The sequence below is a fragment of the Novosphingobium sp. IK01 genome (assembly GCF_033242265.1).
GTDB classification, from domain to species: Bacteria; Pseudomonadota; Alphaproteobacteria; order Sphingomonadales; family Sphingomonadaceae; genus Novosphingobium; species Novosphingobium pituita.
On sequence record NZ_BTFW01000001.1, the window covers coordinates 1,869,782 to 1,894,107 of the forward strand.

The following is a 24,326-nucleotide window of genomic DNA, read 5'->3' on the forward strand; positions in this document are numbered from 1 at the left end:
TCCGCCCTGGTTAGAAACGAGTGAAGATATTGAGGATCGGCGCTGCGAGAAGGACGTCGCGATAGACCGCCTTGGCCGGGGCGAACCCGACCACGACCACGTCGCCCGCCAGAATCTGCGGATCAGGATCGATCCCCGCCCGGATGCGCTTGATGTCGAAGCGGGCCACCATGCGCTGGCCGCTGACCGTGCGGAACAGCATGGTCTCGTTGAGCTTGGCGATCCGGGTCGGGCTCTGCGCCATGGCGAGCGCGCCGAGCAGGGTGGTGTTGCCCTCCACCGGGTAGGACCCGGCGTGGTTCACCTGTCCTTCGACCGAAACCAGCTTCTCGGCGGCCACGGTCACGTTGAGCGCGACATGGGGATCGCGCAAGTACCGCTCGCCCAGCTTGCGTTCGAGCAGCCGCGAGGCCTGATCGGGCGACAGGCCACCGACCATGACCGACCCAAGTAACGGAATTTCAAGGCGTCCTGCATCGTCGACGACAAGCTTGGCCGCGCTCAGGTCAGGCTCTCCCACAACCATCAGCGATACTTCATCGCCAGCAGATATGGTGGCATGGGCAGGCATGCTGTTCTCGCCCAGAGGCGGAGCGACCTCATAGGAACGGGCTCCGACCGCAACATTGGGCGCTGGCGGCGTCGAACAACCAGCCATGGCAAGACTGGCCACAATAACCGTACCTTGGGAAAACCGCCTCACTACGCCACCTGCTCCTGGGTCAAAATAGACCGGGCACGCCACGAATCAAATCATGGCAACCACAACTGCACCGCAAATGCGATACAGCTGTTTCAGCACGATATATTGCAAGTCTACGAACTTATTCTTGGAGCAACAGCGATGCCAGCAAATGTTGCCTCGCACAATATCAATTTGTGCGAGGCACGTTCCCTTTGCGGGAAACTGGCCCTTTACGGGAAACTGGTCCTTTGCGGAAAACCGGTCCTTTACAGAAACTGACCCTTTACGAAAAAAGGGTCAGCACTTGTGGTAGGCGCGGTACCATTCCACGAAGCGCGCAACGCCTTCGCGCACGCTCGTTGTCGGGCGATAGCCCAGCTCGCGTTCCAGATCGGACACGTCGGCAAAAGTATCAGGCACGTCTCCGGCCTGAAGCGGCAACAATTCGCGCTCGGCCGGACGACCGAGTGCGACTTCAAGTGCCTCGATATACTCGGTAAGTTTGACCGGATTGTTGTTGCCGATGTTGTAGATACGGTAGGGCGCGTTCGAGGTCGCCGGGTCGGGCGCCATGGCATCCCAGGCCGGATCGGGCGCGGCCGGACGGTCGAGCGCCCGGATCACGCCCTCGACGATATCGTCCACATAGGTGAAATCGCGCGTGTGGTTGCCGTGGTTGAAAACCTTGATCGGCTTGCCTTCGAGAATGGCGCGGGTGAACAGGAACAGCGCCATGTCCGGGCGCCCCCACGGGCCATAGACGGTGAAGAACCGCAGGCCCGTGGTCGGCAGGCGATAGAGATGGCTGTAGCTGTGCGCCATCAGCTCGTTGGCCTTCTTGGTCGCCGCGTAGAACTGGAGCGGGTGATCGACACCCTTGTGCTCACTGAACGGCATCGCCTTGTTGGCACCATAGACCGAGCTGGTCGAGGCATAGACCAGATGCCCGACCCCGCCATGGCGGCAGGCTTCGAGAATGTTGGTGAAGCCCACGATGTTGCTTTCGACATAGGCGTGGGGATTCTCGATCGAATACCGGACCCCGGCCTGGGCCGCGAGATTGATCACCCGGCTCACGCCGTTCTGCGCAAAGGCCTCCTCGACCGCGCCCCGGTCGGCCAGATTGGCCCGCACGAAACGATAGGACGATCCGGTGCGCTGCGCAGTCTCCTCCAGGATGCGCAGGCGCGCCTCCTTGATGGCCGGATCGTAGTAGTCGTTGACCACGTCGAAGCCGACCACGCTGTCGCCGCGTTCGAGCAGCTTGCGCGCAGTATGAAAGCCGATGAAGCCGGCATTGCCGGTAACCAGAATTGTCACGCCAAAGCCTCCGTCGCCCGCAAGGGGCCCCTACCCCGACCATTCGCCCCGATCACAACCCGATGGCCAGGCCGGATAATCTGGCCGGATGGTCAGAAACGCCCGGACACCCCGGTATCGGCAATGCCCGCACAACCTCTAGCGCATGCCCCGCCGCCCGCCAAAGGGCGTGTGCATCAGTTCTTGCCAGTCAGTTCTTGCCAGACTGGGCCTTGGCCACATTGAACGTGCCGGTCACGCGCCCGCCCGATGTCGTCGTCCCGCCTGCCGCACCCGCATCAGCCCCCATGTGATGCCCGTCGACACTCGAAAGACCCGTGTTCAGGTCGATGACCAGACGGCCACCATTGAGCGTGTCCTTGCCCCGATGCAGCGCGACATTGCCGACCATGGTGATCACCTTGCGCGGGATGTCATAGACCGCGCTGTCGCCGCTCGCGCGCTCGTCGCCGCGGGTGACCAGAACACCGCCTGCCGCGTTGATGCGCTGCACCTGCACGGACGCGCCATCGGTATAGGCCAGCGTCGTGCGCGCGGCCTGGAGGCGCAGGTCTTCCTGCGTGATGTCGACATGGCCGGTGAGCACGACGCGCTTCTGCTTGTCCTGCATCTCCATCCGGTCGGCGGCGAAATTGACCGGTGCGTTGGAATTGTGACGGGCAATGGCCTGTGCGGAAAGAACCTGCGCCCCGGCCACGATCGTCCCGCAAAGCGCGAAGCCGCCCACCAGCGAACGCAGGGCCAGCGCCCGCGTGCTCAGGCGGCGCGGCGACAGGGTATGCGGATCAGTCATGCAAAAGTGTCCTTATCGAATCGCGCATCACGGCTTGCCGGGGACCGTCATCTTGCCCTGCTCCATCCGCATACGGGCATTGCCTTCAAGCGTCACGGTATGATCGTCAAGATTGGCGACAAAGCGGTCCGCCGAGAAAACCCCGGTCGGCAGGCGCCCCTCGACATGACCGTCACTCACCAGCAGACGCTTCGACAGATCGATCGAAGCGCCGTTGGTGACCATGCGATAGCCATCCGAACTCTCGAAATTGACGACGCCGGGCACGGTGATGAACTGGCGACCGAAATCGTAGGCGCCTTGCTGGGTGGTCAGGATCGCGGGCCCATCGTTGAGCATGACCCGCGCGGTCACGTCCTTGAGCTGGACGACATCCTGGCTCGCGGAATGCTGGACACCGCTCCCCGCCGTGACCGAGAAGGTCCGCCCCCGGTCGTCCGCACCGCGATACATCGCGCTCATCACCCGCAGGCGGTCCTGGACGACCGCCACCTTGTTGCGGTCGAGCAGAAAGCTGATCTCGCCACGCGGGGTCATCGGGGTGAGCACCATGACCGCCAGCAAAACCCCGATCAATCCGGGCAGGACCACCGCCATGGCCCGCACGATGCGGTCATGCGTGCCGCCGGGCGCCGCCTTGTGCTGGCGGCGGGTGCGGATGCGATCGGCCTGGGTGGTCATCGAAGCCGCCGCGCTCAGTCGTGGCTGAAGATGTCGCGATCGGCCCAGCCGGCAATGTCGAGCAGGGCGCGCGTGGGCAGGAAGTCGAAGCAGGCCTGCGCCGTCGCGGTGCGGCCTTCGCGGGCCAGACGGTCGACGAGAATGGCATGGGCGCCATGCAGATAGCGCACGTCCGAGGCGGCATATTCGAGCTGGGCATCGCTCAGCACCGCGCCGCCCCAGTCGCTCGACTGCTGCTGCTTGCTGATTTCCTTGCCCAGCAACTCGCGCACGAGATCCTTGAGGCCATGACGGTCGGTGTAGGTGCGCACGAGCTTGGAGGCAATCTTGGTGCAGAACACGGGCGTCGCCATGACCCCGAGATAGTGATGAATAGCCGCCAGATCGAAGCGGGCGAAATGATAGAGCTTGAGCCTCGAGGGATCGGCCAGAACCGCGCGCAGATTGGGCGCGGCATAGTCGCTGCCCACCTTGAAACGCACCAGATGCTCGTCCCCGCGTCCATCGGAGATCTGCACCACGCACAGACGGTCACGCGCGGTCACGAGACCCATCGTCTCGGTATCGACGGCTACGATGCCCGGCGCCAGAATATCGGCAGCAGGCAGGTCTTCTTCATGCAGGTATACGGCCATGGCCGGTGCTTAGGCCCGATCCGCGCCAGCGGCAAGCCCGGTTGCAGATGGCCTGCCCGCCCGCAGCGGCCATGTGCCACTTCAAGTAAAAGTCCCGTCAGCCGCCCCCATCCCAGTCACGTTGCGCCAAAATACTCTGTTTTTGAGCGACCCGGCACTTCCCTGTAATCTGGTTGCGCTGCACAATCTTCCCTTGTGACCATCAGCCCCGCCCTATAACTGCTGGCCACCAAATCATCACGCCGGTCCATCTGCGGCTGTTGCACACATTGCGAGGCAGAATGACGAAGACGACCCTGGTTGCCACCGTAATGGAAGAGAGCGGTGTGGCGTTCGGAACAAGCGGCGCACGCGGATTGGTCACGGCGATGACCGATCGGGTATGCTTCACCTATACTTGCGCATTCCTTCAGCACATGGCCGCGATCGGCCAGTTCGCGCCGGGCATGGCCGTGGCCATCGCGGGTGACTTGCGCCCTTCTTCGCCGCGCATTCTGGGGGCTTGCGCGTCCGCGATCGTGCATTGCGGCGGGATCGTCGATCATTGCGGCTTCGTGCCCTCGCCTGCGGTGGCGGCCTATGGCTTCGCGCGGGGCATTCCCTCGCTGATGGTCACCGGCAGCCACATTCCCGATGACCGCAACGGCATCAAGTTCAACCGGGCCGACGGCGAAGTGCTCAAGCCCGACGAGGCCGCGATTCGCGCGCAAGGCGTCGATCTGCCCGACCTGTTCGATGCAGCGGGCATGCTGCGCACGGCCCCTGCCCCGACCCCGCCCTGCGATGCGGCAACGCCCTATGTCGCGCGGTATGTCGATTTCTTCGGGCCCGATGCGCTCGCCGGGCTGAAGCTGGGGGTCTACCAGCATTCGGCGGTGGGCCGCGATGACGTGCTCGAAATCGTCACCGCGCTGGGCGCGCAGGCCGTGGCGCTGGCCCGCTCGGATACCTTCATTCCCGTCGATACCGAAGCAGTCCGCCCGGTCGACCAGGAACTGGCCCGCCAGTGGGCCGCCGAATTCGGCTTCGACGCGATCCTTTCGACCGACGGGGATTCCGACCGCCCGCTGCTCGCCGACGAGACCGGGCAATGGCTGCGCGGCGATGTGCTGGGCGTGCTGTGCGCGCAGGCGCTCGGGATCACCGCGCTGGCAACCCCGGTCAGCTCCAATTCCGCGCTCGAACTCTCGGGCCTGTTCAGCCAGGTCGTGCGCACGCGGATCGGCTCGCCCTTCGTGATCGAGGCGATGAACACGCTGATCGCGCTGGGCGAAACCGCCTGCGGCTATGAAGCCAATGGCGGCTTCATCCTGGGCAGTCCGGTCACACAGGAAGGCCGCACCCTCGCCGCGCTGCCCACGCGCGACGCGGTCCTGCCGATGCTGGCCGTTCTGGCCCAGGCACGCCGCAGCGGGCTGAGCGTCTCGGCCCTGCGCGCCACGCTGCCGCCGCGTTTCACCGCCAGCGACCGCTTGCAGAACTATCCCACGGCCAAGAGCCAGGCGCTCGTCGCCCGCCTCGGCGAGGGCGAAGCGCCCGCCGTGCTGGCCAAAGTGGGCGACCTGTTCGGCAGCTTTGCCGGGCCTGCCACCCTGTTCAACCAGGTCGACGGCTTGCGCATCACCTTTGCAAGCGGCGACATCATCCACTTGCGCCCGAGCGGCAATGCTCCCGAACTGCGGGTCTATACCGAAGGGGACACCCCCGAGCGCGCGGCCACCCTGCTCGAACAGGCGATGGCGGTCGTGGTGGCCCTGCCATGATTTTGCCAGCCATGATCGGGACCGCCATGATCGGCCTTCCCTGATTGGCACTCGCTGGCGGCAGGGCCGGGCGGAAGCACGTTGAACCGCTCCTCCCGGTCTGCCAAAGAGGCTTTACCGAACGCCTTGATCGTATGTTCAACCGGGGGCACACCAACTATTCGCCTCCATATTGGACCTGCACTTCGAGACAATCGACAGACAGACGACCTGAAGAAACCTCCATTTTGTATCATCATTCGGGCAATACCATGGTGTTCTCACCGAAACCGGCATACGGTACCAAGAAATCAGGAACGCTTTGACCATGATCACTCCGGTTATCCTGTGCGGCGGCAGCGGAACCCGTCTCTGGCCGCGGTCACGCAAGATCAAGCCCAAGCCCTTCCTGCCGCTGGTGGGCGACAATACCCTGTTCGAGGCAGCCCTGCTGCGCTGCGACGGGCAGGCCGATTTCGGCCCGGCCATGATCGTGACGGGCGCGGCCCATCTCGACCATGTGACCGAGCAGCTGATCGATCCCGAGCACACCGGGATCATCATCGAGCCCGAAGGCAAGAACACCGCTGCCGCCATCGCGCTGGCTGCGCTGCGCCTTCCGGCCGATGCGATCATGCTCGTCTGCCCGAGTGACCATCACATCGGCGATGTTGCCGCCTTCCAGTCTGCCGCCCGCGCCGCTGCCGCACTCGCCGCGAAGGACTGGCTGGTCGCCTTCGGCATCGCCGCGACCGCGCCCGAGACCGGCTATGGCTACCTCAAGCAGGGCGAGGCGATTCCCGACAGCCAGGGGCACCGCGTCGAACGCTTCATCGAGAAGCCCGATCTCGCCCGCGCGCGCGCCTTCCTGGCCGATGGCGGCTATTCGTGGAACGGCGGCATCTTCGCCTTCCGCGCCGGTCACTTCCTCGATGAACTGGCCCGGCACCGCCCTGCGCTGGCCGCCGCCGTGCGCGCCTCGGTCGAACAGGGCACCGTCGATGGCAACAAGTTCCACCCCGATCCGATCGCTTTCGGCCAGATCGAAGGGGAATCGGTCGACTACGCGGTGATGGAAAACACCGAACGCGCCGCCATGGTCCCGGCCACGATGGCCTGGTCCGACATCGGCAACTGGCAGGCCCTGCACGAGGCGCTCGACAAGGACGAGATCGGCAATGCCGTGCGCGGCCGGGTCGAACTCAAGAACTGCTCGAACGTGCTGGTCCACACCGATGGCCCGCGCGTCTCGGTCGTGGGCGCCAGCAACCTGATCGTGGTCGTCGATGGCGACGACATCATGATCTGCACGAGCGAGGGCGCGCAACTCGTCGGCAAGCTCGAAGGCGCGGCCAACCAGTGAGCAAGCTGCCTATCCGTTCGGTCGCCAAGCCCTGGGGCAAGGACGTGCTCCCCGCCCCGTTCGTGGCGACGGACGGAGAGCGCATCGGCGAAATCTGGTTCGAGCCTCCCTCCGGGCTTCCCGGCCTGCTGGTGAAGTACATCTTCACCAGCGAAAAGCTGTCGGTCCAGGTCCATCCGACCGATGCCCAGGCCACCGCCATGGGTGAAACCGATGCCGCCGGCAATCCCGAGCGCGGCAAGGAAGAATGCTGGCTGGTGATCGATGCCGAGCCGGGCGCCACGCTGGGCGTCGGCTTTCACGAACCGGTCAGCCCCGAAGTGCTGCGCACCGCAGCCCTCGATGGCAGCATCGAGGACATGCTGGTCTGGCATCCGGTCAAGGCCGGGGATTTCTTCTACATCCCGGCCAACACCGTCCACGCCATCGGCGCCGGGGTCAGCCTGATCGAGATCCAGCAGAACAGCGACATCACCTATCGCCTCTACGATTATGGCCGCCCGCGCGAACTCCATCTCGACAAGGGCATCGCCGTCTCGCGCGCGCAGCCGCTCGATCCCGCGCTCGCCCGCCACATTCCCGAAACCGGCACGGTGGAACTGGCCAGCGGCCCCTATTTCACCGCGCATCGCCTTCAGGGCGTGCCCGATGCCGCGCTGGCGGCAGACTATGCCGGGCCCCTGCTGGTGATCCCGCGCCAAGGCGAAGTCCACCTGAACGGAGACGTGCTGCGCCCCGGCGATTGCGCCGCCGCCCCCGGCATCGCGGCCCTGACCTTCGATCCCCACGGACAGGCCATCATCGTTCGCCCAGCCTGAAGCAGCCCAGCCTGAATCCCCACCCGGCCTGAAACAGGTCGCTGCTTCGGCAAGACCGGTGGTGTGGAGGCGCCCCGGCGTGATAAGCCCCCGGCGATGACCTCCTCTCCTGTTCCCGCAAGCTGGGCCCCTGCCCTCGATCCCGTTCTGGCCAGCCCCCCGCTGCGCGCGCTGGGCGGCTTCCTCAAGGCCGAGGAAGCCGCAGGCAAGACCATCTATCCCCCGCGCGGCCAGCGCCTGTCCGCGCTCGAACTGACCCCGCTGCCGCAAGTCAAGGTCGTGATCCTCGGGCAGGACCCCTATCATGGCCCCGGACAGGCTCATGGCCTTGCGTTTTCGGTTCAGCCCGGCGTCAAGGTGCCGCCCAGCCTCGTCAACATTTTCAAGGAACTGGGCACCGACTTCGGCCTGCCCCGGCCCGCCCATGGCCATCTCGTCCACTGGGCGCAGCAGGGCGTGCTCCTGCTCAACAATGCGCTGACGGTCGAGGCCGGACAGGCCGGTTCGCACCAGAACAAGGGCTGGGAGCCCTTCACCGACGCCGCCGTGGCCGCCGTCGCCGCGCGGGCCGAACCCACCGTGTTCCTGCTCTGGGGCAGCCATGCCCAGAAGAAGGCCGCGCGCGTCCCCGGCCTCGAAAGCGGCCCGCACCTCGTGCTCAAGGCTCCCCACCCCAGCCCGCTCTCGGCCCATGGCGGCTTCTTCGGCTGCCGCCATTTCAGCCAGGCCAATGCCTTCCTCGCGGCCCATGGCCGCCCCCCGATCGATTGGACGCTTCCCCCGGCATGACCCAGACCAGAGCCCCCGATACCGCCAATCCTGAAAATACCGTCGGCCCCGCCTGGTCGCCGCAGGCCATGCGCGAGGCACAGGCCCGCGCATGGGAAGGCGTCCACCAGATCGCCGCCGCCGTGCGCCCCGGCATGCGCGAGAGCGAGGCGCGCGCGCTGGGCGAGACGATCCTGGCCGATCTGGGCATGGGGCAGGCCTGGCACCCGCTGATGGTGCGTTTTGGCGAAAACACCCTGCGCATCTTTGCCGACCGCAACGCGCCCGATCTCGCCCTGGCCGAAAACGACATCTTCTTCATCGACATCGGCCCCGTCCTGCTCGGCCACGAGGCCGACGTGGGCGCCGGATTTGCCGTGGGCGACGATCCCGAAATGCACGCCTGCGCCGCTGCCGCCAGGACGCTGTGGCGCCGCGTCGCCGCGATCTGGGCGCAGGAAGCCCTCACTGGCACCGCCCTCTATGACCGCGCCGTGGCCGAGGCGCAGGCCATGGGCTGGCGCCTCAACCTCGACGTGCGCGGCCACCGCGTGGCCGATTATCCTCACCCCTCGCGACAGGCGGCGGGCAAGCTGGGCGATCTTGCCGGTCAGCCCAGCGCGGGCCTGTGGATCCTCGAAATCCAGATCCGCCACCCCACGCGCCCGTTCGGGGCCTTCTACGAAGACCTTCTGGCATGACCCACTCGCGCCCGATCGGGGCCATCGCGGGCTCCGATGGCGAAGCGACACAGGCGCTGATGCTCGCCTTTGCACGGTCGCTTGCCCCCGGAGTGCGCGTGATCGGGGTGGTCGAGGTGGGGGACGATCTGGTCGATCTGTCGAGCGGGGCGCGCTACCGGCTGTTTCAGCCGCTCGGCAGCGGGGCGGACGCCTGCTCGCTCGATCCGGCAGGCCCGGCGCAGGCTTGCGGTGCGCTCCTGCCCCGGATCGAACAGGGCTGCGACCTTGTCGTGCTCAACAAGTTCGGCAGGCTCGAAGCGGAAAGCAACAGCGGGCTGACCGATGCCTTTGCCATGGCCGTAAGCCTGAACATTCCGGTGCTGACCGCGATCAGCTCGCGCTTTGCCGCCCATTGGCAGGCATTTGCCGGGCCGCTGGCCGAGACGCTGGCGCCGCAGGCTGAAGCCATCGCGGGATGGTGGGGCAATCGCGGGTAAAGAAGAAAAAGAGAATGAAGGGGGCATGGCCCCCTTCACCCCATTAGCTTTGGCTGAACTGGCGCTGGCGGCCATGTCAGGAATGCCAGCAAACACCAGTTTCGGGGGTCCGGGGGCGATGGCCCCCGGGATCATCCCCTTCTTTTGCCTTCAGCGCGGGAGTTCGGTGACCCCCATCAGCGCTTCGTCGACTGCGCGGGCGCACTGGCGGCCTTCGCGGATCGCCCAGACCACCAGGCTCTGGCCACGGCGCATGTCGCCGCAGGCAAAGATGCCATCGACGCTGGTCTTGTAGTCGACCGTGTTGCCCTTCACGTTGCCACGCGGGTCGAGTTCCACGCCCGACTGGTCGAGCAGGCCACGCTTGCGCGGGCCGACAAAGCCCATCGCCAGCAGGATCAGGTCGGCCTTGAGCACGAATTCACTGCCCGGCACTTCCTGCATCTTGCCATCGACCCACTCGACGCGCACGCATTCGAGGCCGGTCACGTCGTTTTCGCCGATCACGCGCTTGGTCAGCACCGCGAACTCGCGCACGACGCCTTCCTCGTGGCTCGACGAAGTGCGCAGCTTGAGCGGCCAGTTCGGCCACGAGAGCGCCTTGTCTTCCTTTTCGGGCGGCTGGGGCATGATTTCGAGCTGGGTCACCGACAGGGCACCCTGACGGTTCGAGGTGCCCACGCAGTCCGACCCGGTGTCACCACCGCCGATCACCACGACATGCTTGCCCGTCGCCGTCAGCGAGCCACGCGGCGCGGCGCGGATCTCGTCGTCGCCGGCCACGCGCTTGTTCTGCTGGGTCAGGAATTCCATGGCGAAGCGCACGCCCTGAAGCTCGAAGCCAGGAATGGCGAGCGGGCGCGGATCTTCCGCACCACCAGCCATGACCACCGCGTCGAAGTTTTCCTTCAGCGAGTCGACCGAAACGGTCACGCCCACTTCGACCGACGTGCGGAAATCGACGCCTTCAGCCATCATCTGCACCAGACGACGGTTGATCAGGTGCTTTTCCATCTTGAAGTCGGGGATGCCGTAGCGGAGCAGGCCGCCCACGCGATCCGACTTTTCAAAGACGGTGACCGAATGGCCCGCCCGCGCCAGTTGCTGCGCAGCGGCCATGCCTGCCGGGCCCGAACCGACCACGGCGACCGACTTGCCGGTCTTGCGGGTGGGCACCTGCGGCTCGATCCAGCCTTCCTTCCAGCCCTTGTCGACGATCGCGCATTCGATCGACTTGATGGTCACGGGCTGGTCGATGATGTTCAGCGTGCACGCTGCCTCGCACGGGGCGGGGCAGACGCGGCCGGTGAACTCGGGGAAGTTGTTGGTCGAGTGGAGATTGTCCAGCGCCTCGCGCCAGTCGTTCTCGTAGACCAGATGGTTCCAGTCGGGGATCTGGTTGTTCACCGGACAGCCGTTGTGGCAGTACGGAATGCCGCAGTTCATGCAGCGCGAAGCCTGACCCTGAAGCGAGGCCGCATCGTGGGGGATGACGAACTCGCGATAGTGCTTCAGTCGCTCGGCCGGAGCATCGTAGCTGCGGTCCTTGCGCTCGATTTCGAGAAAGCCGGTTGCCTTACCCATTGTCCTAAATCCTTATTCCGCAGCGACCGAGGCGGCTGCGAGGCGCTCGGCCTCCAGCTGGCGGAGCGCACGCGCGTAGTCGCGCGGCATGACCTTGACGAAACGACCCAGTTCCTCGTCCCAGTTGTCGAGGATCGCGCGGGCGCGCTTTGAGCCGGTGTGGAGCAGATGACGCTCGATCAGCACGCGCAGACGCTCGGCATCGTGGCGCAGCATGTCGCCCATGCCTGCGTCGTTGACGCCGCTGCCGCGCTGCTGGGGACGGCCAGCCCCATCGTCTTCGTCAGCCTGTGCCGAAACCGGCAGCAGATCGACCATCGCGCCATTGACCAGCGAGGCGAAGTTGCCCTCGATGTCGTAGACATAGGCCACACCGCCCGACATGCCCGCGGCAAAGTTGCGGCCGGTCTTGCCCAGCACCACGACCACGCCGCCGGTCATGTATTCGCAGCCATGGTCGCCCGTGCCCTCGACCACCGCAATGGCGCCCGAGTTGCGCACGGCGAAGCGTTCGCCGCCCACGCCGTTGAAGAACGCCTCACCCGAGACAGCGCCGTACAGCACGGTGTTGCCCACGATGATGTTCTCGGTCGCCTCGCGGTCGACATGGGCAGGCTGGCGCACGATCACGCGGCCACCCGACAGGCCCTTGCCGACATAGTCGTTGGCGTCGCCGATCAGGTCGAGCGTCACGCCATAGGCGAGGAACGCGCCGAACGACTGGCCCGCCACGCCCTTGAACGTGATGTTGATGGTGTTGTCGGGAAGGCCCGCATGGCCATAGCGACGCGCCACCTCGCCCGAGAGCATCGCGCCCACGGTGCGGTTCACGTTGATCACCGAACGCTCGATACGCACCGGTTCCCGGGCTTCGAGAGCGGGCGCGGCAGCAGCGATCAGGTCGTTGTCGAGCGCGGCTTCGAGGCCATGGTCCTGATGGCCCGACCAGTTGAGGCTCGTGCCGGCAACCGGTTCGACCTTGTGCAGCAGGCGCGACAGGTCGACGCCCTGCGCCTTCCAGTTGGAGACCAGCTTGCGCGAGTCGAGGCGGTCGACCCGGCCCACCATCTCGGCCACCGTGCGGAAGCCCATTTCGGCCATGATCGCCCGCAGTTCTTCGGCGACGAAGAAGAAGTAGTTGATCACGTGCTCGGGCTGGCCGGTGAAGCGGGCGCGCAGGACCGGGTCCTGGGTGGCGACGCCGACCGGGCAGGTGTTGAGGTGGCACTTGCGCATCATGATGCACCCGGCCGCGATCAGCGGCGCGGTGGCAAAGCCGAACTCGTCGGCGCCCAGCAGGGCGGCAACGGCCACGTCGCGGCCCGTGCGCAGGCCGCCATCGGCCTGGACACAGATGCGGCTGCGCAAGTTGTTGAGCAGCAGGGTCTGCTGGGTTTCGGCCAGGCCGATTTCCCAGGGGCTGCCCGCGTGGGTCAGCGAGGTGAGCGGCGAAGCGCCCGTCCCGCCTTCATAGCCCGAGATCGTCACATGGTCGGCGCGCGCCTTGGAAACGCCCGCGGCCACGGTGCCCACGCCCACTTCCGAGACCAGCTTGACCGAAACGCGCGCCTTGGTGTTCACGTTCTTGAGATCGTGAATGAGCTGCGCGAGATCTTCGATCGAGTAGATGTCGTGGTGCGGCGGCGGCGAGATCAGGCCGACACCCGGCGTCGAGTGACGGGTCTTGCCGATCACCTTGTTGACCTTGTCACCGGGAAGCTGGCCGCCTTCGCCCGGCTTGGCGCCCTGGGCCATCTTGATCTGGATGTCGTCGGCATTGACGAGGTATTCGGCGGTCACGCCAAAGCGGCCCGAGGCGACCTGCTTGATCGCCGAGCGCATCGAATCGCCGTTGGCCATCGGCTTGAAGCGGTCGGGTTCCTCGCCGCCTTCGCCGGTGTTCGACTTGGCGCCGATGCGGTTCATCGCGATGGCCAGCGTGGTGTGCGCCTCGCGGCTGATCGAGCCGAAGCTCATCGCGCCGGTGGCGAACCGCTTGACGATCTCGCTGGCCGGTTCGACTTCGTCGATCGACAGCGGCTTGTCGGCGGCCTTGAGTTCCATCAGCCCGCGGATCGTGAGCATGCGCTCCGACTGGTCGTTGATGGTCTGGGCAAATTCCTTGTACTTTTCAGGAATGTTGCCGCGCACGGCGTGTTGCAGGCTGGCGATGTTGTCCGCCGTCCAGGCATGTTCCTCGCCGCGCAGGCGCAGCTGGTAGATGCCGCCCACGTCGAGCATCTTCTTGTAGATCGGGTTGTCGCCATAGGCCATGGCATGGCGCGCCACGGTATCTTCGGCCACTTCCTTGAGCCCGACACCCTCGATCGAGGTGGCCGTGCCGGTGAAGTACTTCTCGATGAAGGCCGAGGACAGGCCCACGCCGTCGAAGATCTGCGCACCGCAATAGGACTGGTAGGTCGAGATGCCCATCTTGGACATGACCTTCAGGATGCCCTTGCCGACCGCCTTGATATAGTTCTTCTGAACGTCATAGGCCGAAAGCGGCACGCCCTTGTCGAGGCGGATGGCTTCGAGCGTCTCGAACGCGAGGTAGGGGTTGACCGCCTCGGCGCCATAGCCGGCCAGCACGCAGAAGTGATGGACTTCGCGCGCTTCGCCGGTTTCCACGACGAGGCCGGTCTGCATGCGCAGGCCCTGACGCACGAGGTGATGGTGCACGGCAGCCGTTGCCAGCAGGGCGGGCATGGCGATGCGCTGCGCGCTCTGCGCACGGTCCGACAGGATCAGGATGTTCTTGTCGGCCAGCACGGCTTCGGTGGCCGCCCAGCACATTTCCTTGAGCGCCATTTCGAGGCCTTCGGCCCCGGTGCTGGCGTCCCAGGTGGTGTCGATGGTGGCGGTGCGGAACGCGCCGTCGAGCGCGGCCTCGACCGAGCGGATCTTGGCCACGTCGTCGTTGGTCAGGATCGGCTGGTCGACTTCCAGACGCTTGTGGCTGCCCGCATCGTGGCCCAGCAGGTTGGGACGCGGACCGATCATCGAGACCAGGCTCATCACCAGTTCCTCGCGGATCGGGTCGATCGGCGGGTTGGTGACCTGGGCGAAGTTCTGCTTGAAGTAGTCGTAGAGCAGGCGCGCGCGCTTCGAGAGCACCGCAATCGGGGTGTCGGTGCCCATCGAGCCGATCGGATCCTCGCCCATGATCCCCATGGGTTCGAGGAACTTGCTCACGTCTTCCTGCGTGTAGCCGAACGCCTGCTGGCGATCGAGCAGGCTGTCGGTGGCCACCGGCAGCGCGACGACTTCAGGATCGGCGATTTCCAGATCCTTGAGGTTGTACTGCGCCGCGTCGAGCCATTCCTCGTAAGGTTCGGCCGACGAGAGCTGGGCCTTCAGTTCGTCGTCCTCGACAATGCGGCCCTGTTCGAGGTCGATCAGCAGCATGCGACCGGGCTGGAGGCGCCACTTGCGCACGACGTCTTCCTCGCGGAAGGGCAGCACGCCGCTTTCCGAGGCCATGCACACGAGACCGTCACGGGTGATCGAGAAGCGGGCCGGACGCAGACCGTTGCGGTCGAGCGTGGCGCCGATCTGGCGACCATCGGTGAAGGCGACCGCCGCCGGGCCGTCCCAGGGTTCCATCAGCGCGGCGTGATATTCGTAGAACGCACGGCGCTTGGGGTCCATCAGGGCATTGCCGGCCCAGGCTTCGGGCATCAGCACCATCATCGCATGGGCAATGCCATAGCCGCCCGCGATCAGCAGTTCGAGCGCGTTGTCGAGGCTGGCGGTGTCCGACTGGCCATGGGGGATGAGCGGCCACATCTTGTCGAGATCGGGGCCCAGAAGGTCCGATTCCATGGTGCGGCGGCGCGCGTTCATCCAGTTCACGTTGCCGCGCACGGTGTTGATTTCACCGTTGTGCGCGACGAAGCGGAACGGGTGCGCGAGCTTCCAGCTCGGGAAGGTGTTGGTCGAGAAACGCTGGTGCACGAGGCCCAGCGCCGAGACACAGTCCGGGTTGCGCAGATCGTCGTAGAACGAGCCGACCTGATTGGCCAGCAGCAGCCCCTTGTAGACGATCGTGCGCGACGAGAAGCTGGGCATGTAGAGCTGGGTCACGCCCGGCAGCCCATGCTTTTCGGCCATGGCCGCCAGCGGGTTCTGCGTCTGCTTGCGGATGGCGAGCAGCTTGCGCTCGAAGGCGTCCTGATCGGCGCAGTTCTCGCCGCGCTTGATGAAGCACTGGCGGATCACCGGCATCGATTCGATCACGGTCTTGCCAAGGCCGTCGAGCGTGACGGGCACGTCGCGCCAGCCGATCAGTTCCTGGCCTTCCTTGGCGATGAACTTCTCGAAGAAGCCGGTCACGAAAGTGCGCGCGGCTTCATCCTGGGGAAGGAAGCACATGGCCACGGCATAGTCGCCCGGCTGCGGCAGTTCCTTGCCTTCCGATGCGGCCCACTTGCGGAACATCTGGTCGGGCAGCTGGATCAGCAGGCCCGCGCCATCGCCCAGCAGCGGATCGGCGCCCACCGCGCCACGGTGGTCGAGGTTGCGCAGAATCTCCAGCGCCTGACCAATAATCGCGTGGCTTTTGACGCCTTTGATGTGGGCGACAAAACCCATGCCACATGCGTCATGCTCGTTACGCGGATCATACAGGCCCTGAACCGGCGGAAATCCCATCGCGTTGATCGTCCCTACCCCAAAAACAAAGAGAACTCGCACGAATCACGACACCGGGAGGTGCCGAAAATTGCGCGAGAATCCCCCATGACTTGAAGAAAGTTATTTTGCAACCTCCCTGAGGCCCGCAGACGGGAAAGCCCGCCGGGAAATGTCGCGCCGATGCGTAAATGTCGCAGTGTGTCGGCCCGCTGCGATCACATGTCGCAGAGAGGTATGCACAATTCGGGGCCGGGCCGGAACCCGCAAGCCCCGCAAGCCCCCGCTCAGCGGTTGGCGGTCATCTTCTGGAGCGTGGCCAGCGCATCGCGCAGGGCCTGCTCGGGATCGTCGAGATCGCTGGTCCGGGCCCCGTCGCCACGCGCGATGGCCTGAAAGCGCGTCGGCACCGAGGCCAGCACCGGCCGCTCGAACGCAGGCGAAACATCGCCAGCCGAAGCCCGCGCGGGAACCGGCCCATCAGCCGCCAGAGCCCGTGCCTGCCCCGGGAAGATCACAAGCGGGCGCCCTTGCGCAAAATTTTCGTCGCCAGAGAGACTTTCCCCGGAAAGGCTGTCACCCAAGATTTTGTCGTCGCCACGGCGCAGCGCGGGCACGACATCGGTGAGCGAGGAATAGCGATCCTCCAGCACAGCCGGCTCGCCACGCGCGAGGGTGAAGACCCCGCCCTGACCAGCATCGTTGACACCCCCGTCATTGCCAGGCCCGTCATTGCCAGACCCGTCATTACTGGCGATTCGGGCTTCCGCGCGCGGCTCGGCATCGAAAGCGCGCGACAAGCGGGGCATCGTCACGACATCGGACGGCCCGACAGGAGCACCGACAGTTTCGGAAGCCGCAAAAACCGGGGCCCGCCCGACTATGCTCGACCCGACCATGCTCGAACCGTCGCGGTCCTCGCGGTGGCTGGCAATCGCCAGCGCCAGACGCTCGACCAGCTGGACCAGCCCCAATCCGTCGAGATCGGCCTGGGCCACCGGCGAGGCCAGACCCGTGCGCGCAGGGTGCGCAGCCAGCAGCGGATCATGATCCCCGTGCAGCGCCCCATCTTCGTCCGTCATCCTGTCTTCGTCGTTTTCCTCGACTGCTTCGACAGATACCTGAGCCGCAGGCTCCGGCTCGGGCGCCACATCGACAGGCGCTTCCCCGACAGGTTCGTCAGAGGCCTGCGCCGGAACAGCTGGCCCGGCAGGCTGCTCGGCCCGGTCGAAGGTGCGGGCGAGGAAAGCGGGCGGCACGAACGGTTCGTCCTGCCCATCCCCGGCATCGTCTTCATAAATGGCAAAAGGATCGAACAGCCGCCCTTCGCGCGAAGGACGCAGCGAGGCTTCCTCGTCATCGCTCAGGATGCGGGTCTCGGCCTCGTCGATCATGTCGTCGCTGACCGTCAGCGGGCGGCGCGGCGGGGCATCGGGGTGTGCATCGCGGGCGCGCACACGCGGCGCGGCAGGTGCCGCGACGGGGGCATCGAAGGGCGCGTCAGGCGCGACCGGGCCCGAACCGGCCAGATCGGAAACGACCGGAAGCGGCGCCTCCTGCGGTGCCACATCCTGATGCGCAGGATCGCCTGCCACCAAAGGCTGCTCCGCGATCCGGCCCTGCTCGTCTTCCTCGACCAGCGCGGCCAGTTCGGCAGCCCCGCTCTTGCGGCGACCGAAAGTCACCGGGGCCTCGTCAGCCGGAACGGCCTTGCGCGTGCCCAGCCGCAGGCCAACCACGAGCCCGAGCAGCCCGCCCAGCCCGACCAGCGCCAGCGTGACCAGAACACGGGCCGTAAAGCCCAGCGGCGGCGCGGCGGCGGCCACGATCTTGGGCAGGCCGAGCGCCACGACGGCAGACTGGATGACCGCGACCGGAACCACGAGACTGGCCAGCGCGAACAAGGCGGCAAACCACAGGGCAGTGAATGCCGGGAACAGGCGATGGGCGCGGATCGACCGGCCTGCGCCCCCACCTGCACGCTTCACTTCCGGCTTGCGCTTGGACCTGGTCACCTGAGCATTACCCCCAACATTGGGCCAAGTGCCCTTGTTGGAGGGCGAATCGGCCTTCTGGCAAGACCCTACCAGACCCATGCCCCGACCATTCCCGATCGATTTCAGGCTGCGAGTCCGGCCTTGCCCGTCTTATGGGCTATCAGGGCTTGGTAAACGGGAAGATAACGCGCGGCATTGTGCGCCCAGTCGTGGGCCCTTTCGACAAAGGCACGGGCGACCTTGCGCCGCGCATCCCAGCCCTCGCGCGCGGCGAACAGGGCGACCATTGCCCTGGCCAGCGCGGCGGGATCGTCGGGCGCGAACAGCGTGCCGGTCACCCCGTCCTCGATCAGTTCGCGATGGCCGCCCACGTTGCTGGCGGCCACCAGCTTGCCCTGGGCCATGGCTTCGAGCGGCTTGAGCGGGGTGACCAGATCGGTCAGCCGCATGGCCTTGCGCGGATAGCACACGACATCGGCGAGCGCGTAGTAGCGGTCGACCTCGTGATGGGGCACGCGGCCCACGAAGCGGATGGCATGGGCCGCCTGCGAAGCCTCGGCCTGCGCGCGCAAGGCATGTTCGGCAGGCCCGCCGCCGACCAGCAGCAGCCGCGCGCCGGGCACTTGCGCGACGATGGCCGGCATCGCGGCGATCATGTCGTCGAGACCCTCATACGGATAGAAGCTGCCCAGAAAGCCGATCACCGGCCCTTCCCCCAGATCGAGCTGTTCGGCCAGCGCGCGGTCGGGCGCGAGCGGCGTGCCGAACAGCGCGAGATCGACCCCGTTGGGCATGATCGTGATCTTGCCCGGCGCCACCCCGCGCGCGACCAGATCGTCCTTGAGGCCCTGACAGATCGTGACCACGGCGTCGGCCCCGGCCACGACCCGGTCTTCGAGCCAGCGGGTGAGCCGGTAGCGCGCATTGCCCTCGCGCCCGGTGCCATTGCCCACGGCGGCATCTTCCCAGAACGCGCGGATCTCGTAGACGACCGGAATCCCCAGCCGCCGCCCGGCGCGCAGCGCGGCCAGGCCGCACAGGGCGGGCGAATGGGCATGGAGCACGTCCGGGCGCCAGTCCTGTGCGAGCGCGACGATGCGCGCGGCCAGCAGCCCCGCCTCGTGCCATTCGCGCAAGCCCGCCGGGCCGCTGGCCGTGCCGGGCGTGCGATAGAACACGAGCCCGTCGACCGTTTCGGAGCCCGCTTCTTCCCCGTTCCCGGCCCCGGCCCCGGCTCCGCCTCCGGCCATCGGCGCGTCATGGCGCACCCCGGTCACCCCGCGCACATCGAGGCCGTGGCCCTGCTGCGCCTTGAGAATGGCGCGGGTGCGGAACGTGTAGCCGCTGTGGAGCGGCAGCGAATGATCGAGTACGTGGAGAATCCGGGTCATGTGCCCTCGCTTGCCATGCCGGGCCTTAACACCCGGCAAATTCCTGCCGCACTTTCGCGCCCCGCTTCTTCCTGCCATCACCCTTTATCCGGGCTGGCAGGCTTAACCGCCCATCAACCCCGTCCCGTTAGGACATGTCCCCGCGATGATCGACAAGATAACCATCTTCGTGCCGCATATCCTGATGGCACTGGCGATCTGGAAGCTGCTCCATCGCGCCGATCTCGACGATGATCCGGCCCTGCCCAACGAGCGCAAGCCCCTGATGGGCCAGCGCAGGCCCGCCCCCCCGCGCAGCAGCGGGCGCACCGATGCTTGACCTGTTCTTCACCGCCTTCTGCCTCGCGTTTCTGGCCGCGGGAACCAGGCGGCCGTTCCTGTTCGTGCTGGCCTATGCCTATATCGACATCGTTGCCCCGCAGAAGGTTTCGTGGGGGTTCCTCACCCATATCCCGATCTCGCTGATCGCATTCCTCTGCGCGATTCTGGGCTGGATGGTGAGCGAGGACAAGAGCGGCGTCCGCTTCACCTCGCGCCAGTTCGTGCTGCTCCTGCTGCTGATCTATTGCGGGCTGACCACGCAGACCGCCGACTTCCCGGCCGAAGCCGCGGCCAAGTGGGACTGGGTGTGGAAGGCTCTGGTCTTCGCGCTGTTCCTGCCGCTCACCTTGCGCACGCGCCTGCGGATCGAGGCGCTCACGCTGATCATGGTGCTCTCGGTCGGGGTGATCGTGATCGGCGGGGGGATCAAGACGCTCAGTTCGGGCGGGGGCTATGGCGAACTGCGCCTGCTGGTCAACGACAACACCGGACTCTACGAAAGCTCGATCATCTCGACCGTGGCGATCAGCGTGATCCCGCTGGCGCTGTGGCTGGCCCAGTATGGCACGATCTTCAAACCCGACTGGAAAACCAAAGTCGTTGCCGCCGGTATCTGTTTCTCCTGCCTGCTCATGCCGGTGGGCACGCAGGCGCGCACCGGGCTGATCTGCGTGGGGGTTCTGGCGGTGATGATGCTGCGTTCGACCCGGCGCCCGATGCTCTATGTCGGCCTGCTCTGTGCCGGGGCGCTGGTGGCCGTGCCGCTGCTGCCCCACAGCTTTACCCAGCGCATGAGCACGATCGAGAATCACAAGGCCGACCAGTCGGCCTCGACCCGCGTGGCGGTGTGGATGTGGACCATCGAATTTGCCAAGACCCACCCGTTTGGCGGCGGCTTCGATGCCTTCCGGCAAAACACCATCAGCTACGACACCGTGAAGACCGACAACGCGGGCTCCAATACCGCCTCGGTCGAGACCGAACACAACGTGGAAAAGGGCCGCGCCTATCACTCGGCCTATTTCGAGATGCTGGGCGAGCAGGGCTATCCGGGCCTCGCGCTGTGGCTGCTGCTCCACGTCATGGGCGTGTTCCAGATGGAAGTGATCCGCCGCCGCTATCGCAGGAACCCGCCCGAGGGCTTTGCCTGGGTGACACCGCTGGCCGATGCGCTGCAACAGGCGCAGCTGTGCTATCTGGTCGGCTCCAGCTTCGTGGGGATCGCGTTCCAGCCGTTCTGCTACATGCTGGTGGGCCTCCAGTGCGGGCTTTCGGCCTATATCGGGCGCGTGAGCCGGGCCGCGCCGGTGCCCTTTGTGGCGCGGCGCCCGGTCAACGCGCGCCCTGCCGGGGCCAACCGGCTGTGACCGGCACACTTTGACAGCGCCTGCCGGGCGGCGCATGGGCAGACGATGACTTCGACGCCTGCCTTCATGCTCGACCCCGCCCGGTTTTCGCCCGAAACGTTCCTGCGCGATTTCTGGCAGAAACGCCCCGTGCTGATCCGCAATCCGTGGGCGGCCTGGGCCAATCCGCTCGAACCCGACGAACTGGCCGGGCTCGCCTGCGAGGAAGGCGTCGAATCGCGCCTGATCACCGGCCCGCGCGAGGCGCTGCGCCTCGAAAACGGGCCCCTGCCCGAAGCCCGCTTCGCCAGCCTTGGCGCCGAACCGTGGACCCTGCTGGTCCAGGCGGTCGACCAGCAGGTGCCCGATGTCGCCGCGCTGATCGAACCCTTCCGCTTCGTGCCCGACTGGCGGATCGACGACGTGATGATCAGCTATGCCACCGACGGGGGTGGCGTGGGCCCGCACTACGACCAGTACGACGTGTTCCTGATCCAGGGGCTGGGCCGCCGCCGCTGGCGGGTAGGGCCGCGCTGCGACGCCTCCACGCCGACAGCCCCCCATGCCGACCTGCGCCTGCTCGCCGATTTCGAGGCCGAGGGCGACTGGGTTCTGGAACCGGGCGACATTCTCTATATCCCGCCCGGCTTCGCCCACGATGGCGTGGCCGTGGGCACCGATTGCATGACCTATTCGATCGGCTTTCGCGCGCCTTCACGGGCCGAACTGATCGAAGGCTGGGCGATCCATTGCGCGCAGGCGCTGGGCGACGACGATCGCTACGCCGACCCCGATCTGGGGACGCCCGCCAATCCGCTCCAGGCCAATCCGGGCCAGATCACCCCCGCCGCGCTCGACAGGCTCCACGCCATGATGCGCGCGGCGCTCGATGATCGCGCGGCCTTCGCCCGCTGGTTCGGCAGCTTCACCAGCCTGCCCAAATATGCCGACACCGACCCGGCAGCGACCGACTGGCGCCCGGACATGCCCGCCGACCCGCTTGCCGTGCGCGAGGCGCTGGCGCTGGGCGTGCCCCTCGTGCGCAATCCGGCCAGCCGCTTCGTGTTCATCGAACCGGAAAGCCCGACCACGGAAAGGGGCACGGAAAGGGGCGCGGAACAGGGCATCGCGCTGTTCGTCGACGGACAGGAATTCCTCTGCGCCGAACCGCTCGCCCCCCTCGCCCGGTCGCTGTGCGCGGCCAGCGCCTTCACCCTCGCCCCCGCGCTGGCGCAGGCGCCGGGCGCCATCGCCCTGCTCGTCGCGCTGATCGATCAGGGCAGCCTGACGTTCGATGAAGGCGACGACGAAGACGATCAGGAAGAGTGGGACGACTGACCCGGCCATGGCCCTGATCGCCCTCAACAAGCCCTACAACGTGCTCTGCCAGTTCACCGACGAGAGCCAGGGCCCCAAGCGCCCGACGCTGGCCGACTATGTGGACAGGCCCGGCGTCTATCCGGCCGGGCGGCTCGACCGCGACAGCGAGGGGCTGCTCCTGCTGACCGACGACGGGCGACTTCAGGCCCGCATCGCCCACCCGCGCTTCAAAGCCCCCAAGACCTACCTCGTGCAGGTCGAGGGCGAGCCCGACGCAGCCGCGCTCGATGCGCTGTCGCGCGGGGTGCGCCTCAACGACGGGATGACCCTGCCCGCGCGGGCCGAACGGATCGATCCGCCCGCGCTCTGGCCGCGCGACCCGCCGGTGCGCTTTCGCAAGAGCGTGCCCGATTGCTGGATCAGCCTCACCCTGCGCGAGGGGCGCAACCGGCAGGTCCGCCGGATGACCGCCGCCGTCGGCCACCCGACCCTGCGCCTCGTGCGCTGGCAGATCGGAGACTGGACACTCGACGGGCTGGCGCCGGGCGAATGGCGCGTGATCGGGTAAGGAAAAGCCGCTCGGGGGGCTGCCCCTATGCTTGCGCTGACGTTTCGACCGGCACCGCAGCCCTCAGGCGCCCCGGCGCATAGGCTGCCGGGTCGAGACTGGCGGTCATTTCATCGGGCCCCTGCCCGAGCAGCAGTTGCGCGCCCAGACGCGCGGCGGCGGGTGCCGTCTGGATGCCGAAGCCGCCCTGCCCGGCAAACCAGAAGAAGCCGGGCACATCGGCATCGAAGCCATAGACCGGCGCGCGGTCGGGGGCAAAGCTGCGCAGGCCTGCCCAGCGCCGCTCGACCGCCTGCACCTGCCAGTCGACCACCCGGCTCATCCGGTCGATGGCGAGGGCCACGTCGTATTCCTCGGGCGCGGCATCGCAGGGCACGTCGGGCGTCTCGTCGTGGGGAGAGAGCCAGAGCCGGTCGCCCGAAGGCTTGAAATAGAACTCCCCGGCCAGATCGAACGTGAGCGGCAGGGTGGCGGGAACCGGCCCATCGAGGCGCAACTGGACAATCGTGCGGCGCAGCGGCGCAATGCCCAGCCGCCTCGCCCCCGCCTGACCCGCCACCGTATCGGCCCAGGCCCCGGCGGCATTGGCCACCAGCGCGGCGCGCACGCGCACGTCCTGCCCCGCCGTGCGCCAGCCGATCTCCCACAGGCCGCCTGCCTTTTCGATCCGGTCAACTTGCGCGCGCACCCGCAGCACGCTGCCCGCCTGCCGCGCACGGGCCAGATAGTGCTGGTGCAGCCCGGCCACGTCGATATCGGCGCAGCCCGGTTGCCAGACCGCCGCCGTCCATTCGGGCAGCAGGCCGGGAACCAGCGCGGCCATGGCCGCACGGTCGACCAGTTCGACATGCGCGCCCAGCCCCGCATAGTCGGCCACGAAGCGTTCCAGCCCGTCGCGTTCATGGGCGCGGCCAATCACCAGCGAGCCGCGTTCGTGCAGGAAGCCGTGTTCGGCCAGATAGGGCCCGGCAGCCAGCGTGAGCGGCACGACCGCAGGCCCGCCATAGACCTCGTCCCAGAAGGCGGCGGAACGCCCCGTGGTGTGATAGCCGGGGGTGTCCTCGGCCTCGATCAGCAGCACGCGGGCATGGGGGGCACATTCGGCAGCAAGGCTGGCGCCCGCCATGCCTGCGCCGATGATCGCGATGTCGAACTCTTCCATCATGGGCTTCCCATCGACGC

General features: G+C 66.7%; 20 protein-coding genes. 10 read left to right on the forward strand and 10 right to left on the reverse strand.

The genetic code is table 11. The features are described 5' to 3' along the window. Positions 1 to 10: 10 nt before the first annotated feature. From SBI20_RS08655 to SBI20_RS08675, 5 genes are all read right to left on the reverse strand, one after another. Entirely contained in the window at positions 11 to 658 is a 648-nt protein-coding gene (locus SBI20_RS08655) for a polysaccharide biosynthesis/export family protein (protein WP_317976083.1), read from the reverse strand. Between the two features lie 324 nt (positions 659 to 982). Beyond that, on the reverse strand, positions 983 to 2,005 hold the full coding sequence (locus SBI20_RS08660) for an NAD-dependent epimerase (protein ID WP_317974655.1): 1,023 nt from the start codon (positions 2,003 to 2,005) through the stop codon (positions 983 to 985). Positions 2,006 to 2,195: 190 nt separating this feature from the next. After that, the gene (locus SBI20_RS08665) at positions 2,196 to 2,798 is read right to left on the reverse strand and encodes an LptA/OstA family protein (protein WP_317974656.1); all 603 of its coding nucleotides are present in this window, start codon (positions 2,796 to 2,798) and stop codon (positions 2,196 to 2,198) included. Between the two features lie 27 nt (positions 2,799 to 2,825). After that, positions 2,826 to 3,479 (reverse strand): LPS export ABC transporter periplasmic protein LptC, encoded by a 654-nt coding sequence (lptC, locus tag SBI20_RS08670; protein ID WP_317974657.1) that lies wholly within the window; start codon positions 3,477 to 3,479, stop codon positions 2,826 to 2,828. A 14-nt stretch (positions 3,480 to 3,493) separates the two neighbouring features. Next, entirely contained in the window at positions 3,494 to 4,114 is a 621-nt protein-coding gene (locus tag SBI20_RS08675) for a ribonuclease D (RefSeq protein ID WP_317974658.1), read from the reverse strand. Between the two features lie 281 nt (positions 4,115 to 4,395). Between SBI20_RS08675 and SBI20_RS08680 the strand changes: the two genes are divergently transcribed. From SBI20_RS08680 to SBI20_RS08705, 6 genes are all read left to right on the forward strand, one after another. After that, positions 4,396 to 5,877, forward strand: a complete 1,482-nt coding sequence (locus SBI20_RS08680) for a phosphomannomutase (RefSeq protein ID WP_317974659.1) — start codon at positions 4,396 to 4,398, stop codon at positions 5,875 to 5,877. Between the two features lie 301 nt (positions 5,878 to 6,178). Then, entirely contained in the window at positions 6,179 to 7,219 is a 1,041-nt protein-coding gene (locus SBI20_RS08685) for a mannose-1-phosphate guanylyltransferase (RefSeq protein WP_317974660.1), read from the forward strand. Next, entirely contained in the window at positions 7,216 to 8,037 is an 822-nt protein-coding gene (locus tag SBI20_RS08690; protein WP_317974661.1) for a class I mannose-6-phosphate isomerase, read from the forward strand. The genes SBI20_RS08685 and SBI20_RS08690 overlap by 4 nt, the downstream gene beginning before the upstream one ends. Before the next feature lie 96 nt (positions 8,038 to 8,133). Next, positions 8,134 to 8,826: a uracil-DNA glycosylase gene (ung, locus tag SBI20_RS08695; protein ID WP_317974662.1), complete on the forward strand. Its 693-nt coding sequence runs from the start codon at positions 8,134 to 8,136 to the stop codon at positions 8,824 to 8,826. After that, positions 8,823 to 9,506, forward strand: a complete 684-nt coding sequence (locus SBI20_RS08700; RefSeq protein WP_317974663.1) for a M24 family metallopeptidase — start codon at positions 8,823 to 8,825, stop codon at positions 9,504 to 9,506. Before ung ends, SBI20_RS08700 begins: the two co-directional genes overlap by 4 nt. Continuing rightward, positions 9,503 to 9,985, forward strand: a complete 483-nt coding sequence (locus SBI20_RS08705) for a DUF2478 domain-containing protein (protein ID WP_317974664.1) — start codon at positions 9,503 to 9,505, stop codon at positions 9,983 to 9,985. Before SBI20_RS08700 ends, SBI20_RS08705 begins: the two co-directional genes overlap by 4 nt. 150 nt (positions 9,986 to 10,135) lie before the next feature. On the opposite strand, the gene SBI20_RS08710 is transcribed toward SBI20_RS08705, so the two are convergent. The 4 genes from SBI20_RS08710 to SBI20_RS08725 form a co-directional block, all read right to left on the reverse strand. Continuing rightward, a complete protein-coding gene (locus SBI20_RS08710; protein WP_317974665.1) occupies positions 10,136 to 11,569 on the reverse strand; it encodes a glutamate synthase subunit beta in 1,434 nt (477 codons plus the stop codon). Positions 11,570 to 11,581: 12 nt separating this feature from the next. Further along, positions 11,582 to 16,222 (reverse strand): glutamate synthase large subunit, encoded by a 4,641-nt coding sequence (gene gltB / locus SBI20_RS08715; RefSeq protein ID WP_317974666.1) that lies wholly within the window; start codon positions 16,220 to 16,222, stop codon positions 11,582 to 11,584. 266 nt (positions 16,223 to 16,488) lie between these two features. Further along, positions 16,489 to 18,216 carry a hypothetical protein gene (locus tag SBI20_RS08720; RefSeq protein WP_317974667.1) on the reverse strand — a complete coding sequence of 576 codons (1,728 nt, stop codon included), beginning with the start codon at positions 18,214 to 18,216 and terminating at the stop codon, positions 16,489 to 16,491. 104 nt (positions 18,217 to 18,320) lie between these two features. Continuing rightward, positions 18,321 to 19,589 (reverse strand): TIGR04063 family PEP-CTERM/XrtA system glycosyltransferase, encoded by a 1,269-nt coding sequence (locus SBI20_RS08725; protein ID WP_317974668.1) that lies wholly within the window; start codon positions 19,587 to 19,589, stop codon positions 18,321 to 18,323. A 145-nt stretch (positions 19,590 to 19,734) separates the two neighbouring features. Between SBI20_RS08725 and SBI20_RS08730 the strand changes: the two genes are divergently transcribed. Genes SBI20_RS08730 through SBI20_RS08745 form a run of 4 tightly spaced genes read left to right on the forward strand, consistent with a single transcriptional unit; the run spans position 19,735 to position 23,144 of the window. Beyond that, complete coding sequence (locus tag SBI20_RS08730) at positions 19,735 to 19,908, forward strand: hypothetical protein (protein ID WP_317974669.1); 174 nt, start codon at positions 19,735 to 19,737, stop codon at positions 19,906 to 19,908. Continuing rightward, positions 19,901 to 21,277, forward strand: a complete 1,377-nt coding sequence (locus SBI20_RS08735; protein WP_317974670.1) for a putative O-glycosylation ligase, exosortase A system-associated — start codon at positions 19,901 to 19,903, stop codon at positions 21,275 to 21,277. Before SBI20_RS08730 ends, SBI20_RS08735 begins: the two co-directional genes overlap by 8 nt. Positions 21,278 to 21,322: 45 nt before the next feature. After that, entirely contained in the window at positions 21,323 to 22,594 is a 1,272-nt protein-coding gene (locus tag SBI20_RS08740) for a cupin domain-containing protein (RefSeq protein ID WP_317974671.1), read from the forward strand. A gap of 7 nt (positions 22,595 to 22,601) precedes the next feature. After that, positions 22,602 to 23,144 (forward strand): rRNA large subunit pseudouridine synthase E, encoded by a 543-nt coding sequence (locus tag SBI20_RS08745; protein WP_317974672.1) that lies wholly within the window; start codon positions 22,602 to 22,604, stop codon positions 23,142 to 23,144. Between the two features lie 25 nt (positions 23,145 to 23,169). On the opposite strand, the gene SBI20_RS08750 is transcribed toward SBI20_RS08745, so the two are convergent. Then, entirely contained in the window at positions 23,170 to 24,306 is a 1,137-nt protein-coding gene (locus SBI20_RS08750; RefSeq protein ID WP_317976084.1) for an NAD(P)/FAD-dependent oxidoreductase, read from the reverse strand. Between the last annotated feature and the right edge of the window lie 20 nt (positions 24,307 to 24,326).

What these genes read in the sequence shown, in the direction of transcription:
- SBI20_RS08655 (WP_317976083.1), bottom strand. Translation starts at nt 658, where the DNA reads ATGGCTGGTTGTTCGACGCCGCCAGCGCCCAATGTTGCGGTCGGAGCC.
- SBI20_RS08665 (WP_317974656.1), bottom strand. Translation starts at nt 2,798, where the DNA reads ATGACTGATCCGCATACCCTGTCGCCGCGCCGCCTGAGCACGCGGGCG.
- lptC (WP_317974657.1), bottom strand. Translation starts at nt 3,479, where the DNA reads ATGACCACCCAGGCCGATCGCATCCGCACCCGCCGCCAGCACAAGGCG.
- SBI20_RS08675 (WP_317974658.1), bottom strand. Translation starts at nt 4,114, where the DNA reads ATGGCCGTATACCTGCATGAAGAAGACCTGCCTGCTGCCGATATTCTG.
- SBI20_RS08680 (WP_317974659.1), top strand. Translation starts at nt 4,396, where the DNA reads ATGACGAAGACGACCCTGGTTGCCACCGTAATGGAAGAGAGCGGTGTG.
- ung (WP_317974662.1), top strand. Translation starts at nt 8,134, where the DNA reads ATGACCTCCTCTCCTGTTCCCGCAAGCTGGGCCCCTGCCCTCGATCCC.
- SBI20_RS08700 (WP_317974663.1), top strand. Translation starts at nt 8,823, where the DNA reads ATGACCCAGACCAGAGCCCCCGATACCGCCAATCCTGAAAATACCGTC.
- SBI20_RS08705 (WP_317974664.1), top strand. Translation starts at nt 9,503, where the DNA reads ATGACCCACTCGCGCCCGATCGGGGCCATCGCGGGCTCCGATGGCGAA.
- SBI20_RS08710 (WP_317974665.1), bottom strand. Translation starts at nt 11,569, where the DNA reads ATGGGTAAGGCAACCGGCTTTCTCGAAATCGAGCGCAAGGACCGCAGC.
- gltB (WP_317974666.1), bottom strand. Translation starts at nt 16,222, where the DNA reads ATGGGATTTCCGCCGGTTCAGGGCCTGTATGATCCGCGTAACGAGCAT.
- SBI20_RS08725 (WP_317974668.1), bottom strand. Translation starts at nt 19,589, where the DNA reads ATGACCCGGATTCTCCACGTACTCGATCATTCGCTGCCGCTCCACAGC.
- SBI20_RS08730 (WP_317974669.1), top strand. Translation starts at nt 19,735, where the DNA reads ATGATCGACAAGATAACCATCTTCGTGCCGCATATCCTGATGGCACTG.
- SBI20_RS08735 (WP_317974670.1), top strand. Translation starts at nt 19,901, where the DNA reads ATGCTTGACCTGTTCTTCACCGCCTTCTGCCTCGCGTTTCTGGCCGCG.
- SBI20_RS08740 (WP_317974671.1), top strand. Translation starts at nt 21,323, where the DNA reads ATGACTTCGACGCCTGCCTTCATGCTCGACCCCGCCCGGTTTTCGCCC.
- SBI20_RS08745 (WP_317974672.1), top strand. Translation starts at nt 22,602, where the DNA reads ATGGCCCTGATCGCCCTCAACAAGCCCTACAACGTGCTCTGCCAGTTC.
- SBI20_RS08750 (WP_317976084.1), bottom strand. Translation starts at nt 24,306, where the DNA reads ATGGAAGAGTTCGACATCGCGATCATCGGCGCAGGCATGGCGGGCGCC.